14 protein-coding genes are annotated in these 15,617 nt (G+C 63.3%); 7 read left to right on the top strand and 7 right to left on the bottom strand.

Annotated features, from left to right (window positions below; translation table 11 throughout):
• Nucleotides 1–13 precede the first annotated feature (13 nt).
• The 3 genes from ROY82_10950 to ROY82_10960 form a co-directional block, all read right to left on the bottom strand.
• Nucleotides 14–880: an oxaloacetate decarboxylase gene (locus ROY82_10950; GenBank protein ID MDT3682973.1), complete on the bottom strand. Its 867-nt coding sequence runs from the start codon at nucleotides 878–880 to the stop codon at nucleotides 14–16.
• A gap of 26 nt (nucleotides 881–906) precedes the next feature.
• Complete coding sequence (locus ROY82_10955) at nucleotides 907–1,611, bottom strand: cyclase family protein (GenBank protein MDT3682974.1); 705 nt, start codon at nucleotides 1,609–1,611, stop codon at nucleotides 907–909.
• An 87-nt stretch (nucleotides 1,612–1,698) separates the two neighbouring features.
• Nucleotides 1,699–3,348: an ABC transporter substrate-binding protein gene (locus ROY82_10960; protein MDT3682975.1), complete on the bottom strand. Its 1,650-nt coding sequence runs from the start codon at nucleotides 3,346–3,348 to the stop codon at nucleotides 1,699–1,701.
• Nucleotides 3,349–4,613: 1,265 nt separating this feature from the next.
• Here ROY82_10960 and ROY82_10965 point away from each other — a divergent pair.
• The 3 genes from ROY82_10965 to ROY82_10975 all read left to right on the top strand — a co-directional run bounded on the left by ROY82_10965 (nucleotide 4,614) and on the right by ROY82_10975 (nucleotide 8,306).
• On the top strand, nucleotides 4,614–5,990 hold the full coding sequence (locus ROY82_10965; GenBank protein MDT3682976.1) for an IS1380 family transposase: 1,377 nt from the start codon (nucleotides 4,614–4,616) through the stop codon (nucleotides 5,988–5,990).
• A gap of 438 nt (nucleotides 5,991–6,428) precedes the next feature.
• Entirely contained in the window at nucleotides 6,429–7,073 is a 645-nt protein-coding gene (locus tag ROY82_10970; GenBank protein MDT3682977.1) for a CAP domain-containing protein, read from the top strand.
• Nucleotides 7,074–7,235: 162 nt separating this feature from the next.
• Nucleotides 7,236–8,306, top strand: coding sequence for an alpha/beta hydrolase (locus ROY82_10975; GenBank protein MDT3682978.1), 1,071 nt, complete (start codon nucleotides 7,236–7,238; stop codon nucleotides 8,304–8,306).
• 174 nt (nucleotides 8,307–8,480) lie between these two features.
• Here ROY82_10975 and ROY82_10980 read toward each other — a convergent pair whose 3' ends face one another.
• The 4 genes from ROY82_10980 to ROY82_10995 all read right to left on the bottom strand — a co-directional run bounded on the left by ROY82_10980 (nucleotide 8,481) and on the right by ROY82_10995 (nucleotide 11,481).
• Nucleotides 8,481–8,636: a hypothetical protein gene (locus ROY82_10980; protein MDT3682979.1), complete on the bottom strand. Its 156-nt coding sequence runs from the start codon at nucleotides 8,634–8,636 to the stop codon at nucleotides 8,481–8,483.
• Between the two features lie 90 nt (nucleotides 8,637–8,726).
• Nucleotides 8,727–9,326 carry a hypothetical protein gene (locus ROY82_10985; GenBank protein ID MDT3682980.1) on the bottom strand — a complete coding sequence of 200 codons (600 nt, stop codon included), beginning with the start codon at nucleotides 9,324–9,326 and terminating at the stop codon, nucleotides 8,727–8,729.
• A 239-nt stretch (nucleotides 9,327–9,565) separates the two neighbouring features.
• A complete protein-coding gene (locus tag ROY82_10990; protein ID MDT3682981.1) occupies nucleotides 9,566–10,807 on the bottom strand; it encodes an ATP-binding protein in 1,242 nt (413 codons plus the stop codon).
• Complete coding sequence (locus ROY82_10995; protein ID MDT3682982.1) at nucleotides 10,804–11,481, bottom strand: response regulator transcription factor; 678 nt, start codon at nucleotides 11,479–11,481, stop codon at nucleotides 10,804–10,806. Before ROY82_10995 ends, ROY82_10990 begins: the two co-directional genes overlap by 4 nt.
• A gap of 183 nt (nucleotides 11,482–11,664) precedes the next feature.
• Between ROY82_10995 and ROY82_11000 the strand changes: the two genes are divergently transcribed.
• From ROY82_11000 to ROY82_11015, 4 genes are all read left to right on the top strand, one after another.
• Complete coding sequence (locus ROY82_11000) at nucleotides 11,665–12,321, top strand: hypothetical protein (GenBank protein ID MDT3682983.1); 657 nt, start codon at nucleotides 11,665–11,667, stop codon at nucleotides 12,319–12,321.
• Between the two features lie 634 nt (nucleotides 12,322–12,955).
• Complete coding sequence (locus ROY82_11005; protein ID MDT3682984.1) at nucleotides 12,956–13,717, top strand: hypothetical protein; 762 nt, start codon at nucleotides 12,956–12,958, stop codon at nucleotides 13,715–13,717.
• A 239-nt stretch (nucleotides 13,718–13,956) separates the two neighbouring features.
• Nucleotides 13,957–14,724 (top strand): hypothetical protein, encoded by a 768-nt coding sequence (locus tag ROY82_11010; protein MDT3682985.1) that lies wholly within the window; start codon nucleotides 13,957–13,959, stop codon nucleotides 14,722–14,724.
• Between the two features lie 107 nt (nucleotides 14,725–14,831).
• The gene (locus ROY82_11015; GenBank protein ID MDT3682986.1) at nucleotides 14,832–15,599 is read left to right on the top strand and encodes a hypothetical protein; all 768 of its coding nucleotides are present in this window, start codon (nucleotides 14,832–14,834) and stop codon (nucleotides 15,597–15,599) included.
• Nucleotides 15,600–15,617: the final 18 nt, after the last annotated feature.

Consider the following 15,617-nt stretch of genomic DNA (forward strand, 5'->3'; position numbering starts at 1 on the left):
CTCTTTCTGCACTTTAGGCATTGAAGCGCTGATCCCAAGCTTCATAGGCTTCTATGTCCACCAAGTCGTACAGTTGTTTGAAGTTGAGCATTTGCCCGCTTACGGCGGCGTCGGTGCCGTCCCGGCGGATAGCGGTGAGCGCCTCCTGCAAAGCATGAGCCGCTACCAACATGGGGGACATGGCGTAGACCACAAACCGGTATCCGAGGGCGCCGAAACGGCCAAGGCCTAAGCTAGGTGTCTTGCCACCGTGCGTTGCCGTGATCATCTTGGGACCCGGGGCTTCCCTACCAACTGCGACGACCTCCCCCTCGCCCTCCAACGCCATGGGGAAGACCGCATCCGCCCCCGCCTCAAAATACGCGCGGCAACGACGGATTACCTCTTCAAGTCCCAGGATTTCTCTCGCGTCCGTGCGCGCTATGATGACGAAGTCAGGATCACTTCGTGCCGCCACCGCGGCCCTGATCTTCTGCATCATCTCCTCGACTGGCTCGACGTGTTTGCCCGAGAGTTGACCGCACTTCTTTGGGCTCTTCTGATCCTCTATGTGAATACCGGCAGCGCCAGCCTGCTCGAACTCCCGCACAGTGCGGCGCATATTGATTACATTCCCGTAACCAGTATCAGCGTCCGCGATCAACGGTACTTCTACCGCGGTGCAGATCTCCCGGACACGCTGCAGCACCTCGGTCATGGTTATGAGACCTAAATCTGGGTAACCAAGACTACACGAAATGCCGGCACCAGTAGCGTGTACAACAGGAAAGCCGGACCGCATTGCGCAGCGGGCTGAAAGGCCGTCATACACTCCTGGAACAGCGTAGGCGACATCTTCACTTAGGATCGCCCTGAGCGCGGCTCTCGAATTAACCGACATCCTGGCACCCCTGTCCTGCGGTGGATTCACGTGATTGCGACCGCACGGACAGGCGAACCGTCTATGCCCACGAACGGTAGGGGGAAGAAGGCCACTGTAACACGCTGTCCAGCGATAACTTCAAGATTCATTAGTTGTTCCACGATGACAATGTCGTTCTTAAGAAGGTGGTAATGAACAGGTTCGGTTGGCTTCGCCTTGTTCGTCTGTCTGTCTGCCAGCGAGAGTGCCGGACTCAGCTTGGGGTGTCGCACCGCGAAGCAGTCAATGCCCACTGCCTTGATTTTCTTCTCAACCAACCAAACGGCGGCGCTCTCGACCAGTCCCGGGTGATTCACGGCAAGGTAGTCAGCCTGCCTCGGCTCAGTCCAGAAGTACTTGCCCCAGCCCGTATGTAGCAAGACGATGTCACCTTCTCGCACCTCTTGGCCAACGCGCTCTAAGTCTTCTGCGGTTATCTCCCCGAGCTCGCCCTTCGGAACGTCCACCACGATGGCCTCACCGTAAAAGCTCTCGAGAGGGAGTTCGTCAATGGCTTTACCATCTTCAAAAACGTGTTTAGGTGCATCCACGTGTGTATTAGTATGCGTCGTGAGAGAAAACTCAGTGACGCGACGGCCATCTCGCGGCATGGTGTAAAGCGGGTGATACCTGACCCGATTCCCAATGGTAGGGTACTGCGCCCCCCTGTAAGTAGAGTCAAGTGGACATGAAAGGTCAATGATTTTCATAGCTGCTCCTTAGGGCTGGCTCCGACGGTATTGGGGAGAGAGCGCTCCCCCCAGAGCGCTTCCCTCCCAATGCGTTACTCGGGCTATTTAACGGCCTTCCATCCAGACCTCGGTAAACGAGGGGAGGTTCACGGGCGAGGGAACAAAGCCGTGGACGGCGCTGCTCACGACGTTCACGGTATCCCAGAAGTTGAGGACCAGTTGTGGAGCATCTTCAAGGATCAACCGGTTGGCTTCGTCATAGAGCACCTTGGCCTCCGCTCGCTGGTCGGCGTTGTAATCCGACAGCTTACTGGCCTGGTTGAGCAGGTCCTCCACGCGTGCGTTGTCGAGACCGTCCACGTTATAGCGACTACGGTTGAGTGGGCCCTTACTATCATATTGGTACCACGAGAACTCAAAAGCCGTACCGCGGAGGGGCGTAATACGGTACATAGCAGCATCCCCGAGCCACTCCGCCTGTGGTCCAGCTGTCATCGCGGAGGCACTGGTGTACTCCAGTTGGACAATCTTCATGTCTATGCCAGCCTCGGCAAGTTGACGTTGGATCAGAGTCGCCTGGTTGACAAACAGCGGCTCATTGAGCGGCACCAAAGTGAACCGGAGCGGGTTATTTTTGTCGTAACCGGCCTCAACAAGCAGTTCGCGGGCTTGCTCTACGTCACGCTCGACCACAATCGTAGGGTCGTGAGCCCAGTGGTAGGGCGGAAAGATCGAGCCGCCAAGGCTCCCGCGGCCGCCCAACACCCCGTCAATGAGAGCTTGACGGTCAATTGCCAACGAGATGGCCCGCCGAACCCGAGCGTCATCCATCGGCGCGATCTGTGTCCGGAAGGTGAGGATGGATTCTGCCGCGCTGGGCCCTTGGGCAATCGTTGTATTGGGAAACCGCTCAAAGACGCTGATCTGTCCGAATGATGGCTCTAGGAGCAGGTCAACCTCACCTGTCTGATACGCAGCGAGTTGCGTCGAAGGCTCGGGGATAACGCGGAACTCTATGCTGTCAAGGTAGGGCTTACCTTTGATCCAATAGTTGTCGTTCCGGACCACCGTGACGTGACTATCCTTTACCCATTCTTTAATCTTGAACGGCCCAGTACCATCCCAAAGCGAGACACCGTACTTGTCCCCCGCAGCCTCGACGAAGCTCTTGTTGACTATCTTGGAGTGGTTACCAGCAAAGAAGGAGAGGCTTATCGGCCACGGCTGTTTCAAAGTGACCTTGACCCTGCCATCGTCAAGCACTTCAGCGTTCGCGATATTCTCCTGCCAAACAGCACGGAAGGTTGCAATTGAGTCGGGCCCGTAAAGTCTCTCCAACGTATAGACAACGTCCTCGGCCGTCAGGGGCTCACCTGAATGAAAGACAACGTCGTCGCGCAGCGTGAAAATCAAAGTCAAATCGTCGGGCTGCTCGGGCAAGTCCGTTGCCAACACCGGCACGATTTCGCCTTCCACGGTCATGGCGAGCAGACCCTCGTTGGTGATGTTAAGGATCGCAATGCCGGGCATACCTGGGTCAATGATGTCGTTCATCGAACGTGGCGTCCCAACCTGAGCCACTACCAGCGTACCGCCCATCTGCGGTTCCAGTTTCTGAGCCGCGGCGGGCGCCAATTGCAGCAAAAGCGCCGTCAGAAAAAGCGCGGTCAACGGGCGGTGTGTCTTTGAGGAGCGCACTTGTTTGCATACATCACTTGCGCCTCTCACATGACTGATTATCGCAATTCTATTCATTCAATCCTCGCTTCCTCTAAAAACGCCTCTGAAACTACGTAACAAGCCTCTGTTTTAGCTCGTCTACAGACTCTATAGCTCTCCTCCCGGGTAGTAATCCGTCTTCACCTCCGTGCGGGGCCAATCTAATCTCAGCTCAAATGAATTTTAATCAAACTAGCATGGCCGCTAGTAATATTGCAAGCCCGCCGTGCCGTGACTGACTTTTCGTCGCCGATTGCTGGGAAATTTTGTGTTAATGACAATTGATATGGATTGCGATGAGCCAAGGAAGTCGCGGGAAGCCTCCAGTAGAACCGCGTGGCCTGGGCGGCTTTGTAACTTGGTCGCGGGTGAGCCGACCAAGTCCTCTGCCACTTCGCGTAGCGCACCAAGCCGCGGGCTTTCAGTGGCCGCCTGTAGTGCGATAAGTCGCTCTCTCCGCGGCACGTTGCCGCCGACGCCGGGCACGAGCGCGGCTGCGCACTTCGCCAGACTACCGGCGGTGGCAGGGTCGTCGGGGGTGAGGGCTTCTCTCAGCTGGGCGGCATCGCAGTCGATGTCCGCTAAGACCCGCGACCACTCGGTCCACACCAAGGTCGGCGCGGCGGACCGGAGTTGCGAGAGGGCAACGGTCAGACGCTGGCGCGAGTCAGCGGCGTCAGGCCAGAACAACTCCGCAAGGTAGCGGCGGTCGTGTGTCCCTTCAAATGCCAGGTATGTCAGCAGCAGAGGCCTCTGGGCGTCTGAAGTGAACGCGGCTCAGAGACAGGCAACGAAATGTGCGTTGGACCATCGCATAATCCGCTTGTGCTCAGCCGTGATGTCTGACATACTCTCCGAGGGTCCCATAGCCGCCCTACCTTGCGCGAGGCAAACTAGACGCCGCGGCGAACTGCGACTGCCTCTCGTGCACGCTGCGCCCCGGTGAGCGACCAAGAATCGTGAGCTCTGGCGCCCAGGAGCAAGTAGCGCTTTTTGAGGTCGTCGAGCGGTCGTTGTCCCGCCGTGACAAGTTGACGGTTCGAACCAGCTTTGCAACATCCTCGAGCATCAATCGCGGTTCGAGGAGCCGTAATGTTACGCAAGCTGTAATGCGCCGCCCAAGAAACCTTCCTTTCTCGGACGAAGCCAAGTTGAAGTCACTCGGGCGCGCTTGGAAGGCTGGAGCGCCCAAACCCACCAAGCTCTTAGCCTGGATTATGCATGAGGGGTAAGAAAACGAAGGCCTTCGTGGGTTAGAATGCGTGTGCAGCACAACATCACTAACGTTCGGAGGCCTTCTTATGGCAGAGGATATCACTTCGCAGACTGTGCTGTTCGAGGGTGGCTTCGTGAAGCCGGTCGTGGCGGCATTCGATCAGCCGGCGAGCAGTTCCGATGGCGGGGCGTTGCTGCTGAAGTTGGCGGATGACCGTCTTCGGTTGACGGCGGCGGTGGCGGGCGCGCTGCCTGATGCGCGCGAGGCGGGCAAGGTCAGGCATTCGTTGCTTGCCGTCGTTCAGCAGCGGGCTTTCGGGATCGGGAACGGTTACGAGGACGCCAACGATGCGGCGCGCTTACGAGATGACCCCACTCACCAGTTGCTGCTCGGCCGGGTGCCGGGGACGGGTAGTGAGTTGGCGTCGCAGCCGACCATCTCGCGCCTTGAGAACGCCTTCGACGAGAAGCAGGTCGCAGCGGCGAGCGAGGCGGTCAGTGGCGCGGTGCTGAACCGCCACCAGCGGAGGCTGCGCCGGAACGCTAAGCGCATCATCATCGACGTCGACGCCACCTGGGATGACGCTCATGGTGAGCAGCAAGGCGCSTTGTTCAACGGCTTGTACGGCAACCACGGCTTCTTGCCGCTGCTGGCGTTCATCCAGTTCGACGACGAGGCCGAGCAGTACCTGGTGGCCTCCCTGCTCAGGCCGGGTAACGCCGGTAACGATCAGGTCTTGAGCTTCCTGAGCGGCGTGATCGAGAACGTCAGGGCGCACTTCCCGAGGGCGCAGGTGACGCTGCGAGCCGACGCGGGCTTCGCTATCCCCAGCGTGTTCGAGTACCTGGATGATCACCGGGTGCGTTACGCCATCGGCATGAGCAGCAACAGCGTCTTGAAAGAGCACGCCGAGCCGGGCATGGCGATCGCCAGGGCGCTCAGCGAAGCCAGCGGAACCAGCGAACGCGTCTACCTGGATAAGCAGTACCAGACCAAGAAGAGCTGGCCGCACTCGCGACGGGTGATCATCAAGGCCGAAGTCACCCGCTACCCGGGCAGGATCCCGCGGGATAATGCGCGGTTCGTCGTCACCGACTTAGTCGGCGATGCCGCCTTCGTCTACGAGAGTGTCTACAGCCGCAGGGGTGACGTGGAGAACCGCATCAAGGAACTCAAGAGCGCCATCCGCATGGACAAGACGAGCTGCACGAACTTCGCGGCGAACCAGCTGCGAGTAATCTTGCACGCCACGGCGTTCGCCCTATACCAGGAGATCCGCTTAGCGGCGACCGGCACGACCTTCGCCAGCGCACAAGTGACCACCATCAGGGAGCGGCTCATCAAGTTGGGCGCCTGGTTCAAGACCAGCACCAGGAGAATCGTGATCCACCTGCCCCAAGCAGCGCCATGGCGCAACGAATGGGTGACCATCGCAAGGCGGTTAGCCGCGCCGCCCGCCTGAGGCAAGGCCACAACAACAAACCCAGAATCCGGTAATCAAGGCGCCACCGGCCGGCGAAGCGCGCCCAGGGACACCCGAAAACACGCCCGGGACACCCGGAACCAGCACCACCGCCCCGAACCGGTCACCATCAGAGTCAGAACCGCAACCCGGCGCCAAAGTCCGGGCCTTTCGCACCCCGGAAACCGACCCCAGCGCGACCCTCATGAATAGAGCGGGCTAGGGAGGACTTACGAACTCCTAGCGTCCACCAGCGAATCCCGAGCTGGTCCTGGGGTGTCTCTTGGCCCGGCGGGGTCGTGAAAACTGCTTCAGCCATATCTGCCTCAAACCATCGCGGTCTACGTAGCCGTGCTCACGGAAGAACGTCATTGCGCCTGCGGGGGTCAACGGTTACCCTTCCCAATGGCGTTTCGTCTGGTGCTGGCGGCTCTCGCCATGGCATGCTTGCTCGCCGCCTGTAGCCTCACCGATGCACTGGGCGAAGGGGCATCGCCGCCAGCACCCGTGACCGGCCCCTCGGAGCCCGTGCCTCCGCTGCCCACGCCTGCGGATCCCGTACGCCCGCCACCGCCTTCCGGGCCACGGCTGCCCGAACCTCCGGCGACACCGCCACCGGCGGGTCCCCCTCCACTGCCGGGGCCGCCCTCACCACCAAGCCCACCGTCGCCTCCGCCCGCGGAAGAACCAATCGCCAGAGCGCTCCTGGACGCAGTTAACGCGGCCCGCTCAGAGGGAGCAACGTGCGGGACAGAGTTCCTGCCCCCGGTCCCGCCGTTAGCGCTAGAAGAAAGATTGCGAAGAGCCGCCGCGGCCCACAGCCAGGACATGGCAGATCACGAAACGATGAGCCATGTGGACTCGGACGGATCCAGCTTCAAGGACCGCATCGAGCGTGAGCAGTACACCTGGTCGGCGGCAGGTGAGAACATCGCGGCCGGCTATCACACGGTCTCCAGCGTTATGAACGGGTGGCTAGCGAGCCCGGGTCACTGCAAGAACATCATGAGCCCGAACTTCACGGAGTTCGGCGCGGCCGAGTCCAACTACTACTGGACGCAGGTCTTCGCGCGCCCGCTATAGGAGGCCGTCACGATCCTCGGCTCGCCCCCGCGGTTCGCCCTCCCCCCAACGCTCTTGGGCGCGGGTGCTTAGTCATGCTGGGCCCGGGTGGCCCGATAACCGTTCTCGAAGAATCGTTAATCCGTGGAGGGGCCGCGGACCCAGCGGTATGGTGGCGTCACCATGGAAAAGACCCTGCACCTCCCCGGTGTCAAGCCGCAACGCATCAGCACGCCTCGCCTGAGCATGCAAGTGCTTACGAGCGGACCGGCCGGGGGCATGCCGGTGCTGTTCGTGCACGGCAACGCATCGTCCAGCGTCTTCTGGGAAGAGACCATGCTCGCGCTGCCGGACGATTTCCGCGCCATAGCGCCGGACTTGCGCGGCTACGGCGACACCGACGACGAAATCGTCGACGCAACGCGCGGGGTCCAGGACTGGGTCGATGACCTGCTTGCGCTCAAGGAAACACTCGGCATCACGAAGTACCACGTTGCCGGGCATTCGTTGGGCGGCGCCGTGTTGTGGGGTCTCATCCCGGCGGACGCAGAGAACATCCTCTCCGCCACGTTCGTCGCGCCGGGGTCGCCCTACGGCTTCGGCGGCACCAAGGACGTGGACGGCACGCCCACCTACGGCGACTTCGCGGGCTCCGGCGGCGGGCTCGTCAACCCGGAGATGGTCAAACGCATGACCGCCGGCGACCGCAGCAGCGACGACCCCAGCTCGCCCCGCAACGTCATGAACGCGCTCTACTGGAAGCCCCCCTTCCGCGCCGCGCGCGAAGAGGCGTTGCTGAGTTCGATGCTCAGCGAGAAGATGGGCGCCGACCGCTACCCCGGCGACTCCGTTCCCTCGAGCAACTGGCCTGGCGTTGGCCCCGGTGTCAAGGGTCCCATCAACGCCATCTCCCCTAAGTACGTCGGCGACACCGTGACCCGCTTCCTGGCCGCCGCACCCAAACCACCTATCTTGTGGGTCTGGGGCGCCGACGACCAGATCGTGTCCGACACGTCGCTATCGGAGATCGGTTACCTGGGCAAGATCGGCGCCGTTCCCGGCTGGCCCGGCGACGAGGTGCACCCGCCGCAACCGATGATCTCGCAGACCCGGGCCGTGCTTGAGAAGTACGCCGCGGCCGGCGGCCAGTTCCGCGAGGTTCGCTTCGAGGACACCGCCCACACCCCCTACATCGAGCACCCCGAGAAGTTCATGGAAGAGTTCTCGAAGCACTTGAGCGCCAACACGAAGTAAGGCCAGGTCGCCAGCCGCCTCGGGCCCAAGCGTGCTCGTCGGCCGCTCCTTACCCAAGCGTGCTCGCCGGCCGACCGACCCCCCGACCGGCGAGGGCCGGCGCGGTGCGTCATTTGGCGTTGGAGTTCACTCCTTGGCGCGGCCCATGGCCGACGCCCTTGTCTTATCCCACAGTTAGCGGCTGTTACCTACGACGCTGCGCATGCTGAGCTCCCAGACCACGAGGGCCTCGAGCACCCGGAGGCTCGTGGCGGTCTCGAAGGCCAACGTCCGGGCGATGCCCAGGCCGAGGGAGAGCACTAAGAAGAGCAGCAGTACCTTCGCTATCATGAATCTCCTTCGTCTGCGGGACAAGATGGCAGCCGCGCCGACGCCAAGCGCTCAGACACGCGGCTGCCTACGGGGCTGCCGTTGCTGCTCTCAGGCCAGCACGTCCTGGCACTTGCCCCTTACGCCGGCCATGTGGTTTTGCTGGGCGCCGACCAGGCTGGTCTTGGCCAGGAGCCCGGCTCCGCCCCCGCACGCCATGTCATCTGCCGAGGTGTCATCGACGAGCTCAGCCTCGATGGGCGCCGGGTAGGTGAAGCCGGGATCCAGCCACTGAGCGCCGATCTGACTAGAACCAGCGACGTTAGGCGAGGCAGTTGGCCCTTGGAAGGCACGAACGAGCGTGCCCGGCCCAGTCGACTGACTCATGGCGATCTGGCGGTTCTCCGCATGCAACGCGGCCCACTCCTGCTCCGCCGTCGGCACACCCGCCAACACTGTCACAATCGCCCCACCAGCACCCTCGTAACCAGGGTCGAGCCATTGCGCGCCGGCGTTAGCGGTGGCACCCTGCGTGAGAGCGCTCGATGGCGCCTTGGCGACCCGTTCCAGCTCTCCGGCCGCGAAGGACTGGTGCGACGCCACCACCCGGCTTCCGGTTTCCCCCGGGTCGAAGTACGGCGCGATACTAGCTTGGGCCGCTCCAAAGAGGGCGGCGACCAGTAGCAGTACGAGCTTCCGAGTGTCTTGCATGATCTTCCTCCTCCGTAGGCTCCGGTTGGTCCGAAGCCGTGCGGGAAGCTTAGAGAGGAGAGACTTAACGGACGCTCAAGCGCGTATCAACGCACCCTCAACGACGTCCACTTGCCCGTTGAGGGTGTTTAGCGAGGCCATTCGGCCCGATCGCAGCGATACGAACCGCCACGTAACGAAGATCCTGGACGTACCGGCTGAGGCCAACGGAGGCGCGCTGCGCCCTACCCGCCGGCCAGCTACAACCGCACCTCGAACACCGCCCCACCCTCGGGGGCGTTCGCCACCGTCACGCTGCCACCATGCAGCTCGACGATGGAACTCACGATGGCGAGGCCCAGGCCGCTGCCCCCGCCGGCGCGGCCCCGGCTGGCGTCGGCCCTTGCGAAGCGCTCGAAGATGCGCTTCTCCGAACCCGGCGGCACCCCTGGCCCCTCGTCCTTGACCGTGAACCCCGGGCCGGCGGCCCTCAGGTGTACGTCTAGCGTCACCCGTCCACCCTCGGGCGAGTAGCGGATGGCGTTGTCGAGCAGGTTCAGCATCACCTGGCGCATGCGGTCGCGGTCGGCATCGACCAGCACGGGCCCGGCCCCGTGCACGTGCAACTTCACGTCTTTGGCGTCCCCCTGGACCTGTGCACTGGAGGCCACGCCGCGTGCGAGCTCGAGGAGGTCGAACTGGCTGCGCTGCAAAGACAGCTTGCCGGAGTCGACCAGCGACAACACCCGCAGGTCTTCCACCAAACGGGTCAACGCCAACACCTGCGTGTGAAGGTCGCGCACCTCGTCCAACGAGACGTCGACAACGCCGTCCTCCATTGCCTCCAGGCGGCCGCGCATGATCGTCAGCGGGGTGCGGAGCTCGTGCGCCACGTCGGCCACCATCGCCCGGCGGTCCGCCTCCATGCGCTCTAGGCTGTCGGCCATGACGTTGAAGCTGTGCGCCAACCGGGTCGTCTCGCTGGCGTTGGGGCCCGCCGCACCCGGCGTTGGAATGCGGACGGACAGGTCGCCGGCAGCAACGAGGCCGGCCGCGCGCGTGACGGACTCCACGGGCCGGGCTATCACGCGCGCCAGCGCCAGCGCCAGCGCCACCGCCACGAGCAACGCGATGATGCTCGAGCCGACCAGGGAAACGGTGCGTTGCTCCAGCGAGTCGCGCACCATGGCAAGCAACGCCGCGCGCGAGACTCCGATCTGGGGAGCGTCCGGCAAGCCATCGGCATGTGGTGCTTGGGCCCTCGCTCCCATACCGCCCGGGCGCGGGGCCACTACCGCCGTCCAGCCCTCTCCGATTATCAACCGACCGTTCCCCAGGAAACGCCGGGCCACTTCTCCCGGGCTCAACTGGGCACGCTCGCCCAGGGGAAGCGTGAGGTTCTCCCGGGTGATCGAGCGAACCTGCGTTACCGCGATGAGGGTGATGGTCAGCAGCGTCACGCCCACCAGCGCCAGGACCAGCTTCGCGCTTAGCCGCCTCACGGTTCCTCCACCAGCCGGAAACCCATCCCGCGCACGGTCGTGAGCAGCTTGGGAGCACCGGCGGCGCCCAGCTTGCGGCGCAGGTTCTTTACGTGCGAGTCGAGGGTGCGCTCCAAGATGTCGCTATCGGGCAAGGCCCGTTCGATCAACTCCGCGCGGCTGAAGACCCGGCCGGGGGCGGACGCCAGGGTGGCCAACAACCGGAACTCGGTGGCGGTGAGTGGCAGATAGCCGCCGTCGAATAGCGCCGTGCCACCCTCGCGGTCCACCACCAGGCGCCCGACCGTCAACGGCCTGCTGCTTCGCTCCGGGGCCGGCTGCGAGCGCCTGAGCACCGCCTTCACCCGAGCCATCACCTCCCTGAACGAGAACGGCTTGACGATGTAATCGTCGGCGCCGAGCCCGAGCCCGACCAGCCGGTCGACCTCCTCGCTGCGCGCGGTGAGCATGATGACCGGAACGTCGCTCTCGCGGCGGATGATCTTGAGTACCTCGAAGCCGTCGAGCTCGGGCAGCATGACGTCCAGGAGCACCAGGTCGGGCTGCGCGGCGCGGAACAGCGACACCGCACGCGTGCCGGTGGCGGCCACCTCGGTGTCGAAGCCGTCGCGACGCAAGTAGGCGTCGAGGGTGCGGGAGATCCCGACCTCGTCTTCGACCACCAGCACCTTCATGCACCCTCCACGGCCATAGCTGTTTCCGATGCTAACGGTCGAACGTGGAGAAGGCGTGCACGGCCACTACCCGCATCGCGGCTTTCTCCTCCAAACCTCCACACTTGCCACACGACTACTGCACGGGAGCGGCCCATGCTCATGGCAGCGACGCACCAACGTCGCTCATGGAGGTGCTGACAGATGCTAAGACGCACACTAATCGTAGGCGGAGTGCTGGCCCTGATGGTGGGTCCCGTCGCCATGGCTCAACCGGCCGGTTCGGCCGCTCAGAGCGGCGGGTTCTCGGCGGACATGCTTGCGCTGCGCCAGAACGCGATGCGGCTCACCATCCTGAACTCGCTGCCGGAGGACGCCAGGGCCGACGCCGCTGCGCTCCTGGACCGCAGGCAAGCCCTGCGGACGGCCGAGCAGGAACTGCAGGTCGCCAGGTTGCAGGCTTACGTAGCCGCGCTCGAGTCGGGTGAGTCACCGGCGGTCGCCCAAGACCTCGCCACCAGCAAGGTAGCCACGCAGTCGGCAGACGTCACACGCGAACGCGAGGCGCTGCGGGCGGACACGGAGGCGTTCGTCGAGGCTCACCCCGAGGTGCGCAGCGCGCTGATGCAGGCCGGACCCTTCGGGCGCGAGGCAGGTGCGCCGTTCCGTGCGGGAGAGCTGGGGCAGGGACCGGGAGCCATGTTCGGCGCCGGTGAGTTCGGCGGTGGCAACATGCGTTTCGGTGCCGGCGAGTTCGGCATGCAGCGTCACGGCATGCAACCCGGCGGTGCCCAACGCATGCAGCTTCCCGAGTGGATGCAAGACCGCATGCCTGGCATGCGGAACTTCCAGCACCGCTGAAGACCGACTGGCCAAGTGCCTGCCCGCTAGATCGCTTCACGACGACTAAGTCCGGAGATTACGAAGTCTGGCCCGCGCGCAGTCTGCGCGCGGGCCAATCCACGGTAATCGCCACCGAGACGCTATGCGCCTTACTCTTACCAACCGATCTGCTCGAGCCGGAGCCGCGTCACCGAGCAGGGCACTGAGGGCAGAACACCCCGGCATGTCGCCTTCCGCGGGTGTTCCACCGGCCATTCGCGGGTGTTACGGGCACCGGAGCGACCGTCCGGCTGCAACCCCTTGACGAATACCGCATACGGCGGTAAGTTGAAGATATCGAACGCGCAGAGGCGCGTTTTTTTGTTGTCAGCGCCAACTGCGACCATAACCAGCTCGCAAGGGATATGCGGAAGTGCGGAGAGAATCACGCGAAGGTCCTTTGCGCAGAAAGCTTGCGGCCAAAGCCGGAAAATGACGGACCCGCCGCGTCGCTGCACTGAACCAGCGGCGCACTGAGCAATTTCATATTGGGGCTCGAACGGGGTCGAACCTATAGTTCCTCGCTGGCACACGCGGTTACACCACATCGAGGTCATTCATTAGTGTCCGTGCCATTGGGGTCGGCCCTGTGGCCAGCTTTCTAGGAGGCCCCATGCCACGTAGTACCGCACGATTCCTGGCAGTAGTCATAGGTTTTTCCGTCCTGGTCGCGTGTTCCGCGCCCGCCGGGCCCTTGGGTCCTGTGACCGTCAAGGCGACCCTCAATGCCGAACCCGGGTCGGAGGCGGCGGTGGCCGCGTTCTACGTCATGCACGACAGTTCGCTAGTTCTCGCCTCACAAGCATCCAGTGTCAACTCGCCTACCCCAGGCACGTATGTGGGCCCAGCGTCGCCCGTCGACGCAGACGGTACGGTACATCTCGTTCTTCCCGACCCGAACGACCTACCCGAGGCAGTCCTGGCCACGGCCGACAGCTTCGTCCGCGTCATCTCCATTGCGCCCGAGGTGTGTCCAACTACGGCCAGCGACCCAAGTACCAAGGTCTCCATGATCATCCTCTCGCCTCTGTTGTCGTACCCGACCCCGTTTGTCCTCACAGGCGACGGTTTCGCCTCGAGCTACACCACGGACACGAAGTTGGATTTCACCGTCAACGAAGAGCAGCTTTTCCACTTGAGGTTTGTCACGTGGCTCTATGCCGAGGACGCCGTGGACGTCAAGACGGCTCCTGGGGGCTGCGTGAACGGCACCGCCCCTACGGTGGAAGTGGACCTCGAGCTGCTCAAGGGCTGGAACCAGGTGGCATGGAGCATGCAGGACGGCGGCTCAGGCGACCCTCCGACCTTCACGCTCGGCAACGGCTCCGACGTCGACCCCATCTACATCTCCTACACGGCGGTGCGCAAACCCTGAACCAGGGTGCCGGGCGGGCCCGGCTCTAGCCGGGCGGGACGCCCGAGCATTCGCCCTCGACACAGGGCCGCTCCTCGCTGGGCGGTCCTGCGTCAGTAGTGGATCAGCAAGACCTATGTTGCTATTTGCACCCTACTATCCTGGACTTTCATGATTGTCACGTTGGGTTGGGCCATAATGGCACGTTTACCGCTAGTACCCATCGGGCCGCTCCCGCGGCCGGCCTACGAGGAGGTCTCATGTCCAGTAGCTCGGTACGGATCGTAGCCTTGGCCGCCGGGATGTTGGTCTTGGCAGCCTGTTCGCCGCCCGCCGCTCCGGTCGGTCCGGTTACCGTGAACGCGACCCTACACGCCGAGCCGGGATCGGAGGTGGCCGTCGCCGGCTTCTACCTCATGTACGACATGTCGCTCTCGGTAACGGCGCAGGCGTCGGGCGTGATCGCACCCGAGCCTGGCACGTATCTGGGACCGGCATCCCCCATCGACTCAAGCGGCACCATGCATCTCATCCTCCCAAACCCCGCGGACTTGCCTGATGCGGTACTAGGCACGGCCGAACACTTCCTCTGGCTCCCAGCCGGCCCTCCCGTCCTTTGCCCGACCACGGCGAGCGTTCCGAGCGCCCGGGTGTCGTCGGCCATCTCGCTGACCGGGCCGGCAGTCCCGATGGTGGCGATCTTGACCGGAGAAGGACTCTACATAAGCTACGTCGCCGACAAGGAGGTCGATTTCTCCGCCGGTGACGAGCAGTACCTCCACATGAGACCCTTGACCTGGCTTTACGCCGACAACGACGTCGACGTCAAAACGGCCGCCGGGGGCTGCGCGAACGGCACGGATCCGACCGTGTTCGTGGACCTAGGGCTGAAGAAGGGCTGGAATCAGGTGGCGTGGACGCTGGAAGAAGACCCGCTGGCACCGGGCACCGCCAAGAGCATGACCCTCGGAAACGCACCTGACGTGGACCCTATTTACGTCTCTTTCACTGCCGTGGTCGGCCCATGAGGCAGTGCGCCGGACGCTTCACACGTCCACCACGTTGGGCCTGAAGAGCACCAAGAACCCGCCACCTTACCTGGGTCGCCACGTCGGCCAGCACTCGAGGAGGTCTCATGTCACGCTGGGCAGCACGAACTCTCGCCCTCGCAGCCGGTATTTCCGTACTGGCCGCCTGTTCGCCTCCCGCCGCTCCAGTCGGTCCGGTAACGGTCGACGCGATCCTCAACGCCGCGCCCGGAGCGGAGGCGGCCGTCGCCGGTTTCTACGTGATGTTCGACCTGGGGCTCACGGTAACGGCACAAGCGTCGGGCGTCATCTCGCCTGCACCCGGCGTTTATCTGGGACCGGCGTCAGCCGTCGACGCAGCCGGCATCATGCACCTGGTCTTACCCGACCCGACCGACATACCCTCCGAGGTCCTGGGCCCGGCCGACGGTTTCGTGTGGCTCCCATCGACTCCATCCGCCCTATGCGCGACCACGGCCAGCGTTCCGAGCGCCAAGGTGTCATGGACCATATTCGACGTCTTCGAGTCGTATCCGATGTTGGCTGTGCTGACTCAAGACGGCTACGCCGACAACTACCCGACCGACAAGAAGGTCGACTTCTCCGGCTCGGAGGACCAGCTCCTGGACATGAGGTTCGTCAACTGGCTCTACGCGGACGCCGACGTGGACGTCAAGACCGCCCCTGGGGGCTGCCCGAACGGCACGGATCCCACCGTCTTCGTGGACCTAAAGCTGAAGAAGGGGTGGAATCAGGTGGCGTGGACTTTGGAAAGAGATCCAGTGACGCCGACCACTCTCAAGAGCGTCACCCTCGGCAACGGCGCCGACATCGATCCCGTCTACTTCTCCTACTTCACAGGCGGTGTGCCCTGAGCCGGCTCACTCGCCGGA

Source organism: Truepera sp. (assembly GCA_032027045.1).
In the GTDB taxonomy this organism is placed as follows: domain Bacteria; phylum Deinococcota; class Deinococci; order Deinococcales; family Trueperaceae; genus JAAYYF01.

Coding starts and splice junctions, on each gene's coding strand:
- ROY82_11000 (MDT3682983.1), top strand. CDS start 11,665: ATGCTAAGACGCACACTAATCGTAGGCGGAGTGCTGGCCCTGATGGTG.
- ROY82_10985 (MDT3682980.1), bottom strand. CDS start 9,326: ATGCAAGACACTCGGAAGCTCGTACTGCTACTGGTCGCCGCCCTCTTT.
- ROY82_10950 (MDT3682973.1), bottom strand. CDS start 880: ATGTCGGTTAATTCGAGAGCCGCGCTCAGGGCGATCCTAAGTGAAGAT.
- ROY82_11005 (MDT3682984.1), top strand. CDS start 12,956: ATGCCACGTAGTACCGCACGATTCCTGGCAGTAGTCATAGGTTTTTCC.
- ROY82_10960 (MDT3682975.1), bottom strand. CDS start 3,348: ATGAATAGAATTGCGATAATCAGTCATGTGAGAGGCGCAAGTGATGTA.
- ROY82_10955 (MDT3682974.1), bottom strand. CDS start 1,611: ATGAAAATCATTGACCTTTCATGTCCACTTGACTCTACTTACAGGGGG.
- ROY82_11015 (MDT3682986.1), top strand. CDS start 14,832: ATGTCACGCTGGGCAGCACGAACTCTCGCCCTCGCAGCCGGTATTTCC.
- ROY82_10975 (MDT3682978.1), top strand. CDS start 7,236: ATGGAAAAGACCCTGCACCTCCCCGGTGTCAAGCCGCAACGCATCAGC.
- ROY82_10970 (MDT3682977.1), top strand. CDS start 6,429: ATGGCATGCTTGCTCGCCGCCTGTAGCCTCACCGATGCACTGGGCGAA.
- ROY82_10980 (MDT3682979.1), bottom strand. CDS start 8,636: ATGATAGCGAAGGTACTGCTGCTCTTCTTAGTGCTCTCCCTCGGCCTG.
- ROY82_10995 (MDT3682982.1), bottom strand. CDS start 11,481: ATGAAGGTGCTGGTGGTCGAAGACGAGGTCGGGATCTCCCGCACCCTC.
- ROY82_11010 (MDT3682985.1), top strand. CDS start 13,957: ATGTCCAGTAGCTCGGTACGGATCGTAGCCTTGGCCGCCGGGATGTTG.